The sequence below is a fragment of the Anoxybacillus ayderensis genome (assembly GCF_013761015.1).
Classification (GTDB): Bacteria; Bacillota; Bacilli; order Bacillales; family Anoxybacillaceae; genus Anoxybacillus; species Anoxybacillus ayderensis.
On record NZ_JACDUV010000006.1, the window covers coordinates 192,011 to 209,175 of the forward strand.

At 44.0% G+C, this 17,165-nt stretch carries 13 protein-coding genes; all 13 read left to right on the plus strand.

The window, feature by feature from the left end:
* The first annotated feature begins 25 nt into the window (after positions 1-25).
* The 13 genes from HNR63_RS10395 (at position 26) to HNR63_RS10455 (ending at position 17,134) form a co-directional block, all read left to right on the plus strand.
* Positions 26-2,092 (plus strand): sigma 54-interacting transcriptional regulator, encoded by a 2,067-nt coding sequence (locus HNR63_RS10395; protein WP_181520646.1) that lies wholly within the window; start codon positions 26-28, stop codon positions 2,090-2,092.
* Positions 2,093-2,219: 127 nt separating this feature from the next.
* The gene (yqiS, locus tag HNR63_RS10400; protein WP_181520647.1) at positions 2,220-3,122 is read left to right on the plus strand and encodes a phosphate butyryltransferase; all 903 of its coding nucleotides are present in this window, start codon (positions 2,220-2,222) and stop codon (positions 3,120-3,122) included.
* A gap of 16 nt (positions 3,123-3,138) precedes the next feature.
* Entirely contained in the window at positions 3,139-4,242 is a 1,104-nt protein-coding gene (gene bcd / locus HNR63_RS10405) for a branched-chain amino acid dehydrogenase (RefSeq protein WP_009373861.1), read from the plus strand.
* A 62-nt stretch (positions 4,243-4,304) separates the two neighbouring features.
* Complete coding sequence (buk, locus tag HNR63_RS10410; RefSeq protein WP_181520648.1) at positions 4,305-5,405, plus strand: butyrate kinase; 1,101 nt, start codon at positions 4,305-4,307, stop codon at positions 5,403-5,405.
* Between the two features lie 12 nt (positions 5,406-5,417).
* Complete coding sequence (gene lpdA / locus HNR63_RS10415; RefSeq protein ID WP_181520649.1) at positions 5,418-6,839, plus strand: dihydrolipoyl dehydrogenase; 1,422 nt, start codon at positions 5,418-5,420, stop codon at positions 6,837-6,839.
* 14 nt (positions 6,840-6,853) lie between these two features.
* Positions 6,854-7,852, plus strand: a complete 999-nt coding sequence (locus HNR63_RS10420) for a thiamine pyrophosphate-dependent dehydrogenase E1 component subunit alpha (RefSeq protein ID WP_009373856.1) — start codon at positions 6,854-6,856, stop codon at positions 7,850-7,852.
* A 2-nt stretch (positions 7,853-7,854) separates the two neighbouring features.
* Positions 7,855-8,838: an alpha-ketoacid dehydrogenase subunit beta gene (locus HNR63_RS10425; RefSeq protein ID WP_003394199.1), complete on the plus strand. Its 984-nt coding sequence runs from the start codon at positions 7,855-7,857 to the stop codon at positions 8,836-8,838.
* A gap of 12 nt (positions 8,839-8,850) precedes the next feature.
* Entirely contained in the window at positions 8,851-10,161 is a 1,311-nt protein-coding gene (locus HNR63_RS10430; RefSeq protein ID WP_181520650.1) for a dihydrolipoamide acetyltransferase family protein, read from the plus strand.
* 159 nt (positions 10,162-10,320) lie between these two features.
* Positions 10,321-12,303: a methylmalonyl-CoA mutase family protein gene (locus HNR63_RS10435; RefSeq protein ID WP_181520651.1), complete on the plus strand. Its 1,983-nt coding sequence runs from the start codon at positions 10,321-10,323 to the stop codon at positions 12,301-12,303.
* Positions 12,290-14,479, plus strand: a complete 2,190-nt coding sequence (scpA, locus tag HNR63_RS10440) for a methylmalonyl-CoA mutase (protein ID WP_042534332.1) — start codon at positions 12,290-12,292, stop codon at positions 14,477-14,479. The genes HNR63_RS10435 and scpA overlap by 14 nt, the downstream gene beginning before the upstream one ends.
* Positions 14,476-15,576 (plus strand): methylmalonyl Co-A mutase-associated GTPase MeaB, encoded by a 1,101-nt coding sequence (gene meaB / locus HNR63_RS10445; RefSeq protein ID WP_181520652.1) that lies wholly within the window; start codon positions 14,476-14,478, stop codon positions 15,574-15,576. Before scpA ends, meaB begins: the two co-directional genes overlap by 4 nt.
* Positions 15,577-15,641: 65 nt before the next feature.
* Positions 15,642-16,580 carry an aromatic acid exporter family protein gene (locus tag HNR63_RS10450; RefSeq protein ID WP_075038963.1) on the plus strand — a complete coding sequence of 313 codons (939 nt, stop codon included), beginning with the start codon at positions 15,642-15,644 and terminating at the stop codon, positions 16,578-16,580.
* A 50-nt stretch (positions 16,581-16,630) separates the two neighbouring features.
* Positions 16,631-17,134, plus strand: a complete 504-nt coding sequence (locus HNR63_RS10455; protein WP_181520675.1) for a L,D-transpeptidase — start codon at positions 16,631-16,633, stop codon at positions 17,132-17,134.
* Positions 17,135-17,165: the final 31 nt, after the last annotated feature.

The window sequence follows — 17,165 nt, forward strand, 5'->3', positions numbered from 1 at the left end:
AATTGCAAACGAATAGGTGATGGGAATGAAAAAAGTATTAATTGTTGGGGCAGGCAAAGGTGGAAGTGCATTATTAAAAATGTTTCATGAAACGAAATTGATGGATGTCGTGGCAATTGTGGATCGAAACGAAGATGCCCCTGGGATAAAAGCTGCGCGCGACATGGGGATCGAAACGAGCAAACATTGGCGCGATGTGTTAACAGATGATCTTGACATTATCGTTGAGGTCACAGGAGATGATGAAGTGTTTACTGCGTTGCGCAAAGAAAGTCCGGGGCATACGGTCGTTATTCCTGGTGATATCGCTTACATTATTGCGCAGCTTGTGGAAGAAAAAGAGCAACTCATTGCGACGTTAAAAACAGCAACAACGAAACATGATTTAATTTTTCATTCTACGCATGACGGAATGATCGTCATTGACGAACGTGGTTTTGTCACTCATATGAATCCGAGCGCAGAAAAAATGATTGGAAAAAGAAAAAAAGAAGTCATTGGTACGCATATTTTGCGTGTTATTCCAGCTAGCGGATTGCCGCGTGTATTACAAACGAGAGAAGTGGAGTTGAATCAAGAACTAATATTAGAAAACGGAAAAAAAATGATTACGACACGCATCCCGCTTATTGATGAAACTGGAAAATTATTTGGTGCTTTTGCCGTATTTAAAGACATTACAGAAGTTGTCCATCTAGCAGAAGAAGTAACGAATTTAAAAGAAATTCGCACGATGTTAGAAGCGATTATTCACTCTTCAGAAGAAGCGATTTCTGTTGTTGATGAATACGGTAACGGCATTTTAATTAATCCTGCATATACAAAATTAACGGGGTTATCAGAAGAAGAAGTGATCGGAAAACCGGCGACAGCGGACATTTCTGAAGGAGAAAGCATGCATATGAAAGTGTTGAAAACGCGGCGACCGGTCAGAGGAGTGCGCATGAAAGTCGGTCCGAAAAAGCGCGATGTCGTTGTTAATGTTGCGCCAATTATCGTCGACGGCATGTTAAAAGGAAGCGTCGGTGTCATTCATGATGTATCAGAAATTGAACAGTTGACTTCTGAGTTACAACGCGCCCGCCAAATTATTCGTACATTAGAGGCAAAATACTCATTTGATGATATTGTCGGCACATCAGAAGAGATGATGTTAGCGATTGAACAAGCGAAATTAGCGGCGAAAACACCTGCAACGATTTTGCTTCGCGGGGAGTCGGGAACAGGGAAAGAACTGTTTGCCCACGCCATTCATAATGCTAGTGATCGAAAATATCATAAATTTGTTCGTGTAAACTGCGCCGCCATTTCCGAATCGTTGCTTGAAAGTGAATTGTTCGGCTACGAGGAAGGGGCGTTCTCAGGCGCAAGACGCGGAGGGAAAAAAGGATTGTTTGAGGAAGCGAACAACGGAAGCATTTTTTTAGATGAGATTGGCGAATTATCCGCCAATATGCAAGCGAAATTGTTGCGTGTGTTACAAGAAAAAGAAATTGTGCGCGTCGGTGGCACGAAGCCTATTCCAATTAATGTGCGCGTCATTGCTGCGACGAATGTTCACTTGGAAAAAGCGATTGCCGACGGAACATTTCGTGAAGACTTATATTATCGGCTCAATCGCATGCCGATTTACATTCCTCCGTTGCGTGCACGAAAGCAAGATATTCCTGCGTTATGTGAACGGCTCATACAAAAACTAAATCAAGATTACGGGCGCAATGTGGAAGGAATTACGGATGATGCCCTTGCTTATTTACTATCGTACGATTGGCCGGGAAATGTACGTGAACTAGAAAACGTACTAGGACGCGCGATGATTTTTATGAAATATAATGAAGTGGTCATTGAACGGAAGCATATTTCATTGTTGCACAAATCGAAAGAGCCAGAACATCTTTCGTCCCATGAATTGCCTTATGGGCATAAACCGCTAAACGAGCTCGTGGAGCAATACGAAGCGAAAGTCATTGAGAACGTTTTGCAAGCGTGCCAAGGAAATAAAACCGCAGCTGCCAAACAACTAGGCATTTCGATTCGAAATTTATACTACAAGCTTGAAAAGTATGGACTTGATAAAAAAAGCATGCAATAATGTTCATAGTATGCAAAAAGTTGCAACGAAAAATAAATAAAATAAAGCGTTTTCAATAACAAAAAAGTTGGCATGGTTTTTGCAAGAATAAAAGGTGACGAAAAAACAAAGGGGTTGAGCAGATGAGATGAAGCTACAATCGTTAATCACCAAAGCAACCCAATTTCCTGAAGCAACCATAGCTGTTGCGGCAGCTGAAGACGAAGAGGTGTTAAAAGCAGTCGCACAAGCGTTACAAGCAGGATTCGGGCGATTTATTTTATATGGCGATGAATCCGTTTTATCGCGTCTTGTTCCCGAATATGTTCAAGACGAAAATCGCGATGCCATTCGCATCGTTCATGCTTCGACAAAAGAAGAAGCAGCTCACATGGCCGTCAAAGCGGTACATGAAAAAGAAGCAAGCGTCTTAATGAAAGGGAACGTACCGACAGCAACGATTTTAAAAGCGGTGCTCAATAAAGAATATGGACTTCGCACAGGTCGAGTTTTGTCACATGTTGCTTTGTTTGATGTGCCACATTATGGACGGCCGATTCTCGTCACAGATGCCGCGATGAACATTGCGCCTGATTTGCAACAAAAAACAGAAATTATTATAAATGCGGTGCAAGTGGCGAAAGCGATTGGCATTCATACACCGAAAGTTGCGCCGCTCGCCGCTGTTGAAGTTGTGAATCCAGCGATGCCAGCTACGATTGATGCAGCAGCGTTGTCGCTCATGAATCAACGCGGACAGCTAAAAGATTGCATCGTCGATGGCCCGCTCGCTTTAGATAATGCCATTTCCGTTGAATCAGCCCAACATAAAGGCATTCAAAGTTCGGTAGCAGGACATGCTGATATTTTAGTTGTACCGAACATTGAAACGGGAAATGTGCTATATAAGTCGCTCGTTTATTTTGCCCGCGCGCAAGTCGGAGCGATCATTGCTGGCGCGAAAGCACCAATTGTATTAACATCGCGCGCGGATTCAGCAGAAAGTAAATTGTATTCACTAGCATTAGCCATTTGTGCAACGAACGAATAACAAGGGGGAACGAAAGATGGAGATTTTTAAATATATGGAGCAATACGACTATGAGCAATTAGTATTTTGTCAAGATAAAGAATCAGGATTGAAAGCGATTATCGCTATTCATGATACAACACTTGGACCAGCATTAGGCGGCACGCGCATGTGGATGTATGAATCAGAAGATGCAGCGATTGAAGATGCGCTCCGTTTAGCGCGTGGGATGACGTATAAAAACGCAGCAGCTGGGTTAAATCTTGGCGGTGGAAAAGCGGTCATCATTGGGGATCCGCGGAAAGATAAAAACGAAGCGATGTTCCGTGCGTTCGGTCGCTTTATTCAAGGATTAAACGGTCGCTACATTACAGCGGAGGACGTTGGTACAACCGTCGCTGATATGGATATTATTTACGAAGAAACAGACTATGTAACAGGTATTTCACCAGCATTCGGTTCGTCTGGAAATCCTTCTCCGGTTACTGCGTACGGCGTTTATCGTGGCATGAAAGCAGCAGCGAAAGAGGCTTTCGGTAGCGATTCACTTGAAGGAAAAGTGATCGCGGTACAAGGAGTCGGTAATGTCGCTTACAATTTATGCCGTCATCTTCATGAAGAAGGAGCGAAGCTTATCGTTACAGACATTAATAAAGAAGCGGTGCAACGCGTTGTTGAAGAGTTTGGCGCACAAGCCGTTGACCCGAACGATATTTACAGCGTAGACTGCGACATTTTCGCTCCATGTGCCCTTGGCGGTGTGATTAACGATCAAACGATTCCTCAACTAAAAGCGAAAGTCATTGCAGGCGCTGCGAACAACCAATTGCGCGAAGCAAGACATGGCGACATCATTCATGAAATGGGTATCGTTTATGCGCCAGACTATGTGATTAACGCGGGCGGTGTCATTAACGTAGCGGATGAGCTATACGGATATAACCGCGAACGCGCGATGAAAAAAGTTGAACAAATTTATAACAATATTGAAAAAGTCATCGAAATTGCGAAGCGTGACGGCATTCCGACATACCAAGCAGCAGACCGTTTAGCTGAAGAGCGCATTGCAAAAATGCGTCAATCACGCAGCCAATTTTTACAAAACGGTCAACACATTTTAAGCCGTCGCCGCACACGTTAAACATAACAAAGCGAGGACGTTCGTTCTCGCTTTGTCGATGATAAAAAATGGAGGGGCAAACATTGCAAGAACATTCATTTCGCATCTTAGTCATTAATCCGGGATCGACGTCAACAAAAATTGGCGTTTTTCATAATGAACGCTCCATTTTTGAAAAAACGATTCGTCATGATACAGAGGCGTTACGAGTGTATAAAAAAATCATTGACCAATATGAATTTCGTAAACAAACGATTTTAGAAACGCTTGATCATGAAGGGATAAATATTTCAAAGCTCGATGCGGTATGCGGACGCGGAGGCTTACTTCGCCCGATCGAAGGCGGCACGTATGCTGTCAATGAGGTAATGTTACAAGATTTAAGACGTGGATACTCTGGTCAGCACGCGTCAAATCTCGGAGGCATTTTAGCTCACGAAATTGCTTCTGCATTAAATATCCCAGCATTTATTGTCGACCCAGTCGTTGTAGACGAACTTGATCCGATCGCTCGCATTTCCGGTTTTTCGTTAATCGAGCGTCGCAGCATTTTCCATGCATTAAATCAAAAAGCGGTTGCTCGTCGCGTCGCCAAACAGATGGGAAAAGCGTATGAAGAAGTCAATTTCATCGTCGCACATATGGGCGGTGGAATTACCGTTGGCGCGCATAAATGTGGGCGCGTCATTGATGTCAATAACGGATTAGACGGGGAAGGTCCGTTTAGCCCGGAACGTGCTGGGACTGTTCCAGCTGGCGATCTCGTCTCCCTTTGTTTCTCTGGTGAGTATTATCGCGAAGAAGTGATGCGCATGCTCGTTGGAGGAGGAGGTCTTGTTGGATATTTAGGGACGAATGATGCGGTGAAAGTTGAAAAAATGATTGAAAATGGTGATGAAAAAGCGAAACTCGTTTATAGCGCGATGGCATACCAAGTAGCGAAAGAAATTGGAGCTGCAAGCGCGGTGTTAGCCGGGAAAGTGGATGCCATCATTTTAACGGGTGGTTTAGCATACGGAAAACAGTTTGTGAAAGAAATTGCTGATCGGGTACAATGGATTGCCGATGTCATCGTGCAACCAGGGGAAAATGAATTGCAGGCACTTGCTGAAGGGGCACTTCGCGTGTTGCGTGGAGAAGAAGAAGCGAAACAATATCCACAAGCGGTCAAAACAACAGTTTAAGGGGATGAAACGATGGCTAAAGAGTACGATGTCGTGATACTTGGCGGTGGAACGGGCGGATATGTTGCCGCCATTCGTGCGGCCCAACTCGGTTTAAAAACAGCGGTTGTTGAAAAAGGAAAGCTTGGGGGAACGTGTTTGCATGCAGGATGTATCCCGAGCAAAGCGTTATTGCGCAGCGCAGAAGTGTATGCTCAAACGAAACAAAGCGAAACGTTTGGCGTGTTTGCTAGGGAAGTGCGTTTAGATTTTGCTCAAGTACAAGCGCGCAAACAAGCGATCATTGATCAACTGCATAAAGGGATCCACATGTTAATGAAAAAAGGAAAAATCGATGTATATGAAGGAACAGGACGCATTTTAGGACCTTCCATTTTTTCACCGATGCCTGGAACGATTTCCGTTGAAATGAATGATGGAACGGAAAATGAAATGCTCGTACCAAAATATGTCGTGATTGCAACAGGATCTCGTCCGCGCACGTTACCGGGGTTAACCATTGATGGACAATTCGTTATGACGTCCGATGAAGCGTTGCGCATGGAAACGTTGCCAGCTTCCATTATCATCGTCGGTGGCGGAGTCATTGGAATTGAATGGGCGTCAATGTTAAACGATTTTGGCGTAGATGTCACGGTCGTTGAATATGCTGATCGCATTTTACCAACGGAAGATCGCGACGTATCAAAAGAAATAGAAAAAATATTAAAACAACGTGGTGTACGCATCGTTACAAAGGCAAAAGTATTGCCTGACACGCTCGTTGTTGAGAACGGTGTACGCATTGAAGCAGAGATCAATGGACAAAACGAAACGTTTACAGCTGAAAAAATGCTCGTTTCCGTCGGACGTCAAGCGAACGTTGAAGGAATCGGATTGGAAAATACTGATATTGTTATTGAAAAAGGCTTTATTCAAACAAACGAGTATTATCAAACGAAAGAAAAACATATTTATGCGATTGGCGATGTGATCGGCGGTTTGCAACTTGCCCATGTCGCTTCACATGAAGGAATCATCGCGATTGAACATCTTGCTGGAAATACTGTTTATCCACTCGATTATACGATGGTGCCAAAATGTATTTACAGTCGTCCTGAAGCGGCAAGCGTTGGTTTAACAGAAGAAGAAGCGAAAACAAAAGGATATGACGTGAAAGTCGGCAAATTTCCGTTTAAAGCGATCGGCAAAGCGCTTGTGTACGGGGAAGCTGAAGGGTTTGTAAAAATCGTCGCCGATGCAAAAACAGATGATGTACTCGGTGTGCATATGGTTGGCCCACATGTAACGGATATGATTTCTGAAGCTGGATTAGCGCGTGTGCTCAATGCAACACCTTGGGAAATTGCCCACACGATTCATCCGCATCCGACGCTGTCAGAAGCGATGATGGAAGCGGCGCTTGCTGTTGACGGAAAAGCGATTCATTTTTAAAGGAGGAATGAATGATGGCGGAAAATCGTCATAAACAACTCGGTTTAAGCGATGAAACCGTTTTACAAATGTATGAAACGATGGTGTTAGCGCGTAAAATTGACGAGCGGATGTGGTTGTTAAACCGCGCAGGTAAAATTCCGTTCGTTATCTCTTGCCAAGGACAAGAAGCGGCGCAAGTAGGAGCGGCATTCGCTTTAGATCGCACGAAAGATTACGTCTTGCCTTATTATCGTGACATGGGTGTTGTATTAACGTTCGGTATGACACCGACAGAATTGATGCTTTCAGCATTTGCGAAAGCGGAAGATCCAAACTCTGGCGGTCGCCAAATGCCAGGGCATTTCGGGAAAAAGAAAAACCGAATCGTCACCGGTTCTTCCCCTGTTACAACACAAGTGCCGCATGCGGTTGGCATTGCGTTAGCAGCAAAAATGGAGAAAAAAGATTTCGTATCGTTCGTTACATTTGGAGAAGGGTCTTCGAACCAAGGTGACTTCCACGAAGGAGCAAACTTTGCAGGCGTTCATAAGCTGCCGGTCATCTTTATGTGCGAAAACAATAAATATGCCATCTCTGTTCCAATTGAAAAACAATTAGCATGCGAAAAAGTGTCAGACCGTGCGATCGGCTATGGCATGCCAGGATATACAGTAGACGGTACAGATCCGCTTGAAGTATATCGCGTCGTAAAAGAAGCAGCAGATCGTGCGCGCCGTGGTGAAGGACCAACATTAATTGAAACGGTTGCTTATCGTTTAACAGCGCATTCATCAGACGATGACGATCGTGCATATCGTACGCCAGAAGAAATTGCAGAAGCAAAATCAAAAGATCCAATTTATTTATTTGCGAACTACTTAAAAGAAGTAGGCGTATTAACGGATGAGCTGGAAAAAGAAATTGTTGATCGCGTGATGAAACAAGTAAACGAAGCGACAGACTACGCCGAAAAAGCACCATACGCACAACCAGAACATGCGTTGAAATACGTGTACGCAGAGGAGGAATAAACATGCCTGTCATTTCATATATCGATGCCGTTACGATGGCCATTCGCGAAGAAATGGAACGTGACCCGCGCGTATTCGTACTTGGAGAAGATGTTGGAAAAAAAGGGGGCGTATTTAAAGCGACGCAAGGGCTTTATGATCAATTTGGGGAAGAGCGAGTCATTGATACGCCGTTAGCGGAATCTGCGATTGTTGGTGTCGGGATCGGTGCAGCGATGTACGGATTACGCCCAATTGCTGAAATTCAATTTGCGGATTTTATTATGCCTGCTGTCAACCAAATTATTTCTGAAGCGGCGCGCATTCGTTATCGTTCGAATAACGATTGGAATTGTCCGATTGTTATTCGTGCTCCATATGGCGGCGGCGTTCACGGAGCGTTATATCATTCTCAATCTGTTGAAGCAATTTTTGCGAATCAACCGGGATTAAAAATCGTCATGCCGTCTACACCGTACGATGTGAAAGGATTATTAAAAGCGGCGATTCGTGATGAAGATCCAGTGTTGTTCTTTGAGCATAAACGCGCATATCGTCTCATTAAAGGGGAAGTCCCAACAGACGACTATGTGCTTCCGATCGGTAAAGCAGATGTCAAACGTGAAGGAGAAGACATTACAGTTATTACGTACGGCTTATGTGTTCATTTTGCTTTGCAAGCTGCTGAAAAATTGGCGCAAGAAGGCATTTCCGCTCACATTTTAGATTTGCGTACCGTCTATCCGCTCGATAAAGAAGCGATTATTGAAGCGGCAAGCAAAACAGGAAAAGTATTGCTTGTGACAGAGGACAATAAAGAAGGAAGCGTCATGAGCGAAGTAGCGGCGATTATTGCAGAACATTGCTTATTCGATTTAGACGCACCAATTATGCGACTAGCTGGTCCAGACGTTCCAGCTATGCCATATGCGCCAACGATGGAAAAATTCTTTATGGTCAACCCAGATAAAGTCGAAAAGGCGATGCGCGAATTGGCGCAGTTTTAAGGAGGAGTCACGATGGCGATTGAGAAAATTACGATGCCACAGCTTGGGGAAAGTGTAACGGAAGGGACGATTAGTCAATGGCTCGTATCTGTTGGCACGCGTGTCAACAAATATGATCCGCTTGCCGAAGTGATGACAGATAAAGTGAATGCAGAAATTCCATCTTCATTTGCTGGTGTCATTAAAGAAATTATCGCAAAAGAAGGGGAAACGTTGCCAGTTGGCGCCGTCATTTGTACGATTGAAGTCGAAGGAGAAGGCATAGAAACGGCGGAAACGAAACAAGAAGAAGCACCGAAAGCGGAAGCTCCGGCAGCGCCAGCACAAGCAGCAATGCCGAAAAAACCGGCGGGAGAAAGAGGCCGCTATTCGCCAGCCGTTCTTCGCCTTGCCCAAGAGCACAACATCGACCTTGAACAAGTACAAGGAACAGGCATGGGCGGACGCATTACGCGCAAAGACTTGTTGAAATTGATCGAATCCGGCAACATTCCAACGCCAAGTCAAACGCCAACCGCTCCGGTTCAAGCGCCTGTGCAGTCGGTACAAGAAGCGCCAAAAGCGGAAGCTTCAGTTGCGGCAGCACCGAAACAAGCCGTTGCGCCTAACGTACCGTTTCAACCAGGCGATATTGAAATTCCAGTGACACCAGTTCGAAAAGCGATTGCGACAAACATGCTTCGTAGCAAACATGAAGCACCACACGCATGGACGATGGTTGAAGTCGATGTAACAAACTTAGTTGCTTATCGCGATTCGATTAAAGACGAATTTAAAAAGCGCGAAGGCTTTAACTTAACGTATTTTGCGTTTTTTGTAAAAGCGGTGGCTCAAGCATTAAAAGAATTCCCACAAATGAACTCGATGTGGGCAGGAGATAAAATTGTTCAAAAGAAAGATATTAACATTTCAATTGCCGTAGCAACAGATGACGCCTTATTCGTTCCAGTCATTAAACATGCTGATGAAAAATCAATTAAAGGAATTGCGCGTGAAATTGCTGAATTAGCCGCAAAAGTGCGCGCAGGTAAACTCCGTCCGGAAGATATGCAAGGGGGCACATTTACAGTCAATAACACAGGTTCGTTCGGTTCGGTGCAATCGATGGGAATCATTAACTACCCGCAAGCAGCGATTTTACAAGTTGAATCGATCGTGAAACGCCCGGTTGTCAAAGACGGTATGATTGCGGTTCGCGATATGGTTAACCTTTGCTTATCGCTAGATCATCGCGTGCTCGATGGTTTAATTTGCGGTCGCTTTTTAGCGCGTGTCAAAGAAATTTTAGAGCATGTCACAAAAGAAAACACACCAATTTACTAATGATGATGAGGAGGGTAACGAATAGTTATCCTCTTCTTCTTATATCAACGATTTCTCTTTTCTTCCTTTCGACGATGTACTACAATAAAAAATGTAACGAATATTTTCAAAAATAAGAAAAGAAAGCGTTTTAACAACAAAGGGGGATGGGGTGCCACAATGAAACAAATATCGTTTCCGATTCCAAGCTACGACGAATGGAAACAAGAAGTGGAAAAATCGCTAAAAGGAAAACCGTTTAAACGATTATATGCCACAACATATGAGCAAATTCAATTAAAACCGATTTATACACGCGCTGATTTACAGGGGTTGCCTATTGAACAATATCCGGGTTTTCCTTCATATGTGCGCGGAACAGAAGTAGAAGGATATATAAAAAAAGCGTGGGAAGTCAGTCAACAGTGCGAGGCTTCGACACCTGAACGATGGAATGAGCTCATGAAACATCAACTTGAACGTGGACAGACAGAAATTCATGTCGTATTGCCGAAGCTAAAATTTGTTATTCAAACGATAGAACAAATAAAAACGATGTTTTCAAACATTTCTTTAGAAAATTACTCGCTTCGCATCGATACAGGGGCATGTGCATTTCCGTTTCTTCCGCTTTTTGTCGCATATATTGAGGAAAGTGGACAGCCGCTTAGTCGCATGCGCGGGACGATCGGAATGGATCCACTTCATTTACTGACGATCACAGGAAAGCTTCCTATGCCGCTTTCTACTTTATACGATGTCATGGCAGATGTGACGAAATGGGCGAAAACACATATGCCGCATGTGAAAACAATTCTCGTTCATGCCGATCCGTATCATAATGGGGGAGGGCATGCGATTCAACAGCTTGCATTTACTTTTGCCTCAGCCGTAGAGTATATAAACGAATGTCTCGAGCGTGGATTAACGATTGATGACGTAGCCAACCGTATCGATTTTTCTTTCCCAGTTGGCTCACATTTCTTTATAGAAATTGCGAAGCTACGTGCTGCGCGGCTCATTTGGTCAAACATTGTGCAAGCGTTCGGAGGAAGCGAACAAGCGCAAAAACTATCCATTCATGCGCGTACGTCGTATTTTACGAAAACGGTATACGATCCGTACGTCAACATGCTTCGCGCAACGACAGAAGCGTTTGCTGCGATCGTCGGTGGAGCAAACAGCCTTCATGTTTCACCATTTAACGAACCGTTTGCAACAGAAGATGAATTTGCAGAGCGCATCGCTAGAAACACACAACTTATTTTGTTAGAAGAAGCCCATATCGGAAAAGTGATTGACCCAGCTGGCGGATCGTATTATGTAGAAACGTTGACAGCACAAATAGCAGAAGAAGCTTGGAAATTATTTCAACAAATCGAAGCGCAAGGCGGGATGACAAAAGCGCTTCAATGTGGATTTGTGCAAAAGGAAATTGAAAACGTAGCAAAACAACGCGAACAACATGTGAAAGAAAGAAAAGAAAAGATCGTCGGAACGAACGTATATGCAAACATCGCTGAGCCGTCAGCACCGAAACATACGTACACTGCTTACGGAAGCAATCATATGTATATCGATATAAAAACAATGGAAGAGGCGCTTTCGCTTGTTAAACGTCGAGCGATCGCTCAACATGTTATACATGGAAAGGAAAGTTCAGCCGTGATTGTGTCACCGATTCGACAATGGCGTTTATCTGAGCCGTTTGAACAGCTTCGCAAAGCATCGGAACGCCATGCAGAAACAAGCGGTCAGCGTCCAACTGTGCATCTTGTAAATCTCGGTTCCATTCCAAAACATAAAGCGCGCGCTGATTTTATGACAGGCTTTTTTGAAGCGGGAGGATTTACAGTCGTAAAAAATGACGGTTATATGACGATAGAGGAAGCCGTCAACGGCATACTTGAAGCAAACGGAACGCATTATATCATTTGCGGGACAGATGATGATTATGTAGATGCCGTTCCGCATATTGTGCGTCAAGTAAAAACGGAAAAAATCGATGTTCGCATATATGTCGCAGGAAAGCAACCATCACATATTGAAGCAACGTTTATAGAAGCGGGCGTCAATGGATTCATTCATATCGGTTCGAACTGCTACGATACGATTTTCGCATTTATGAAAGATATGGGGGTGAACGTGGATGGGGAAAATTAATTTTGCCAATCGATCGTTACAATATGGAAAGCCAGTTGATGAACAAACGTGGAAAAAAGCGATCGAACAAAAAGTAAGAGCAACATTCGATGAGCTCGTATTCCAAACAAACGAACATATTGCGATCAAACCGCTATATACGAAAGAAGATATAGCAGACCTCGATTTTCTTGACTATATGCCGGGCATTCCGCCATACGTTCGTGGACCATATCCATCGATGTACGTCAATCGCCCATGGACGATTCGTCAATACGCTGGCTTTTCGACAGCGGAAGAAAGTAATGCATTTTATCGTCGCAACTTAGCGATGGGTCAAAAAGGGCTGTCTGTCGCTTTTGATCTTGCAACACATCGAGGATACGACTCCGACCATCCGCGCGTTATTGGGGATGTCGGCAAGGCAGGGGTCGCCATTGATTCTGTGTTAGATATGAAAACGTTATTTGACGGCATCCCGCTTGACCAAATGTCCGTATCGATGACGATGAACGGTGCCGTATTGCCAATTATGGCGTTTTACATTGTGACGGCTGAAGAACAAGGAGTAAAACAAGAACAGCTATCTGGAACGATTCAAAATGACATTTTAAAGGAATATATGGTGCGGAATACGTACATTTATCCACCAGAAATGTCCATGCGTATTATCGCAGACATTTTTGCGTATACGTCCAAACATATGCCGAAATTCAACAGCATAAGCATTTCAGGTTACCATATGCAAGAAGCAGGAGCACCTGCAGATATTGAACTCGCGTATACGCTTGCGGATGGATTAGAGTATGTGCGCACAGGACTAAAAGCAGGCATTGACATTGATTCATTTGCTCCGCGCCTATCGTTTTTCTGGGCGATTGGGATGAACTATTTTATGGAAGTAGCAAAAATGCGGGCAGCGCGAATCATTTGGGCGAAAATGATGAAAACATTTAACCCGAAAAACCAAAAATCGCTCGCCCTTCGTACGCATTCGCAAACATCGGGATGGAGCTTAACTGAACAAGATCCGTTTAATAACGTCGTGCGCACATGTTTAGAGGCGCATGCCGCAGCGATGGGACATACGCAGTCGCTTCATACAAATGCGCTTGATGAGGCAATTGCATTACCGACGGACTTTTCCGCTCGCATCGCACGCAATACGCAGCTTTATTTACAAGAAGAAACAGGCATTTGCCAAGTCATTGACCCATGGGCAGGTTCGTATTATGTGGAAACGTTAACGAACGAATTAATGAAGCGTGCATGGGCTCACATTGAGGAAATCGAAAATCTCGGCGGAATGGCGAAAGCGATTGAAACAGGTTTGCCAAAAATGCGCATCGAAGAAGCTGCGGCAAGAAGGCAAGCAAAAATTGACTCCGGTGCGGAGACGATTATCGGCGTGAATAAATATCGTCCAGAAAAAGAACAACCGATCGATATTTTAGAAGTCGATAATACGGCCGTTAGAGAGCGGCAAATTGAAAAATTAAAACAGTTGCGCGCTTCTCGTGATGAAGAACGCGTTCAACAAACGCTACGTGCGATTACGAAAGCAGCAGAAACAGGTGAAGGAAACTTGCTTGAATTGGCGGTAGAGGCAGCGCGCGCTCGGGCGACGTTAGGGGAAATATCTGATGCGATTGAAAAAGTAGCAGGCAGGCATAAAGCCGTCATTCGTTCCGTGAGCGGCGTATATAGTTCCGAGTTTACAAACGAAGAAGAAATTGCCCGCGTCAAAAAAATGACGGATGAATTTTACGAGCTAGAAGGAAGACGACCACGCATCTTAATCGCAAAAATGGGACAAGATGGACATGACCGCGGAGCAAAAGTAATTGCAACAGCATTTGCTGATTTAGGGTTTGATGTCGATATCGGTCCTCTCTTTCAAACACCAGAAGAAACAGCTCGGCAAGCGGTTGAAAACGACGTCCATGTCGTCGGCATGAGCTCGCTTGCTGCGGGGCATAAAACGTTGTTGCCACAACTTGTTGAAGAGTTGCGGAAATTAGGGCGTGAAGATATTATCGTTGTCGTTGGTGGAGTCATTCCACCGCAAGATTACGAATTTTTATATGAACATGGTGCAGCTGCAATTTTTGGGCCAGGTACAATCATTCCGGTAGCAGCACAAAAAGTATTGCATGAAATTTATCGACGACTCGGTTACGAGGAAGTGAGTGAATGAGCGAAGAACGGACATCTCGGCCTGAATGGGCTGATGACGGAAAGATGTTTGCAACGTCGTATGTGAAAGGAAACGATCGTGCCCATTTAGCGAAAGAAAACCGATCGGTAAAACGAAAAGAACGTTCCGTTGAGGAATATGTTGCAGGTGTATTGAATCATGATCGCACCATTTTAGCGCAAGCGATCACGCTTATTGAAAGCAATGCAGCAAAACATACCGAAAAAGCTCAGCGCATTTTGCATGAACTCCTTCCATATGTCGGGCGCTCCATTCGCATTGGCATCACCGGTGTGCCGGGAGCAGGAAAAAGTACGTTTATTGAAGCGTTCGGACAATTTTTATGTGAGAAAGGACATCGTGTTGCCGTATTAGCTGTCGATCCGAGCAGTTCAATTACAGGAGGAAGCATTCTTGGAGATAAAACGCGCATGGAACATTTAGCGCGCCATCCGCGTGCGTTTATTCGTCCCTCCCCATCAGGTGGGACGCTCGGTGGTGTGCATCGCAAAACACGCGAGACGATGTTGCTTTGTGAAGCAGCTGGATATGATGTAATTCTTGTGGAAACGGTCGGTGTTGGTCAAAGCGAAGTGGCGGTGCGCGGTATGGTTGATTTTTTCTTATTGCTCGCTTTAACGGGCGCTGGTGATGAATTGCAAGGAATGAAAAAAGGAATGATGGAACTCGTCGATGCGATCGTCATTAATAAAGCAGATGGCGACAATAAAAAGAAAGCAGAAGTAGCGAAAGAAGAATATAATCAAATTTTACACTACTTGCGCCACGCAACGAAAGGCTGGGAAACGAAAGCCTATACATGTTCTTCTCTTTACGGAGAAGGAATTGAACAAATTTGGGAAGTGATCGAACGGTTTGTGCAAACGACAAAACAATCGGGTGTGTTTGAGGAAAGAAGAAGAGAACAGATGAAAGATTGGCTGCATGCAATGATTAAAGATTACTTACACAACCGCTTTTTTCATCATCCAGTTGTACAACAACAGTTACCGGCTATTGAACAAGAGGTGATGGCAGGAAAACAGCCTGTCACGATGGCTGCCGAGCAATTAATTCGTTTATATGAACAAATGTAAAAGGTGTCCGTGATGGGCACCTTTTATATTGGAATGTGTTATAATAGGGGCGGAGTGTGATAGCTATGCTGAAAATTGGTTATCGAACGACGAAAACAGCGATCGGAACGGCGAGCGCTATTGCGATTGCCCAATCGTTGCATCTTGAAAATTTCGCTTCTGCTGGCATTATTACATTACTTTGCGTTCAAGTGACGAAAAAAAAATCATTGCAAACAGCGCGTGCTCGGTTTGTTGCTGGTTTAGTTGGTTTGTTGTTTTCGTTTTTCTTTTTTGAAGGGCTTCGTTATCATCCGATTTCGATCGGTTTATTGCTATTATTTTTTATTCCGACAACCGTTTCGTTGAAAGTGACCGAAGGAATTGCGACAAGTGCGGTCATCATTTTGCACGTATATATGGCGAAAGCGATGACGTGGCATCTCGTATATAATGAAGTGATGTTAATGATCATCGGCATCGGCATCGCTTTGCTCGTCAATATGTACATGCCGAGCGTGGAAAAAGATTTAAAAGAATATCAACGCATCGTAGAAGACTTATTTCGCATCATTTTTAAAGAAATTGTTCATTATTTACGGACGAATGAAAGTTTATGGGACGGAAAAGAAATTGCGTTAGCGAGCGATACGTTAAAGCAAGCAAAGGCGCTTGCGTTGCAAAATATTGAAAATCATTTTTTGCGCAATGAAGATTATTATTACCGATATTTTCGTATGCGCGAACGGCAATTTGAAATTATTGAGCGGATGTTGCCGCTTATTAGTTCAATGACATATACGGTCGAGCAACGCAATATGATTGCTGATTTTATCGATGAACTAAGCGATGCGATTCACCCGGGAAATACAGCGGATCGTTTTATTCGGCAACTTGAGGAGATGAAAAAACAGTTTCAACAAATGCCGTTACCAAAAACGCGCGAGGAGTTTGAACAACGTGCGGCTCTTTTGCATTTTGTGAAAGAGATGGAACAATATTTAATCATCAAAAGTCAATTGTAACGGTATGATCTCCCTTTTTTTACGCACAATAATTGAAAAAGGGTGAGATGATGCCGCTTCTTTTTGCTTTCTTTCTTTTTCTTTCACCGCTTTGGCCGCTTGGAGACAATCCGCGCGTTGGTGATCCGATGATTATTGTTAACAAACAAACGAATCAACTTGCTTTTATTCGCCATGGAAAAATTGAACGTATATATCGTGTTGCTACAGGAAAAAAGAATGCGCTCACGCCAGAAGGATTATTTACCGTTATGGTAAAGGCGGTCAATCCGTACTATCGAAAGAAAAATATTCCAGGCGGCGCCCCGAACAATCCGCTCGGTACAAGATGGATCGGATTTGATGCGCGCGGGACAGATGGGCGAACGTATGGGATTCATGGAACGAATCGACCGTCATCGATTGGACGTTATATAACAGAAGGATGTGTGCGCATGCACAATCGCGATGTCGAGGCGTTATACCCGAACGTGCCACTAGGAACGAAAGTAGCGATTGTAAAAACAAATGAATCGTTCCAACAGCTCGGTAAAAAGTATGGGGCGCTGAAATAAAACAAAGAACAAGCTGACCGAATATGGTCAG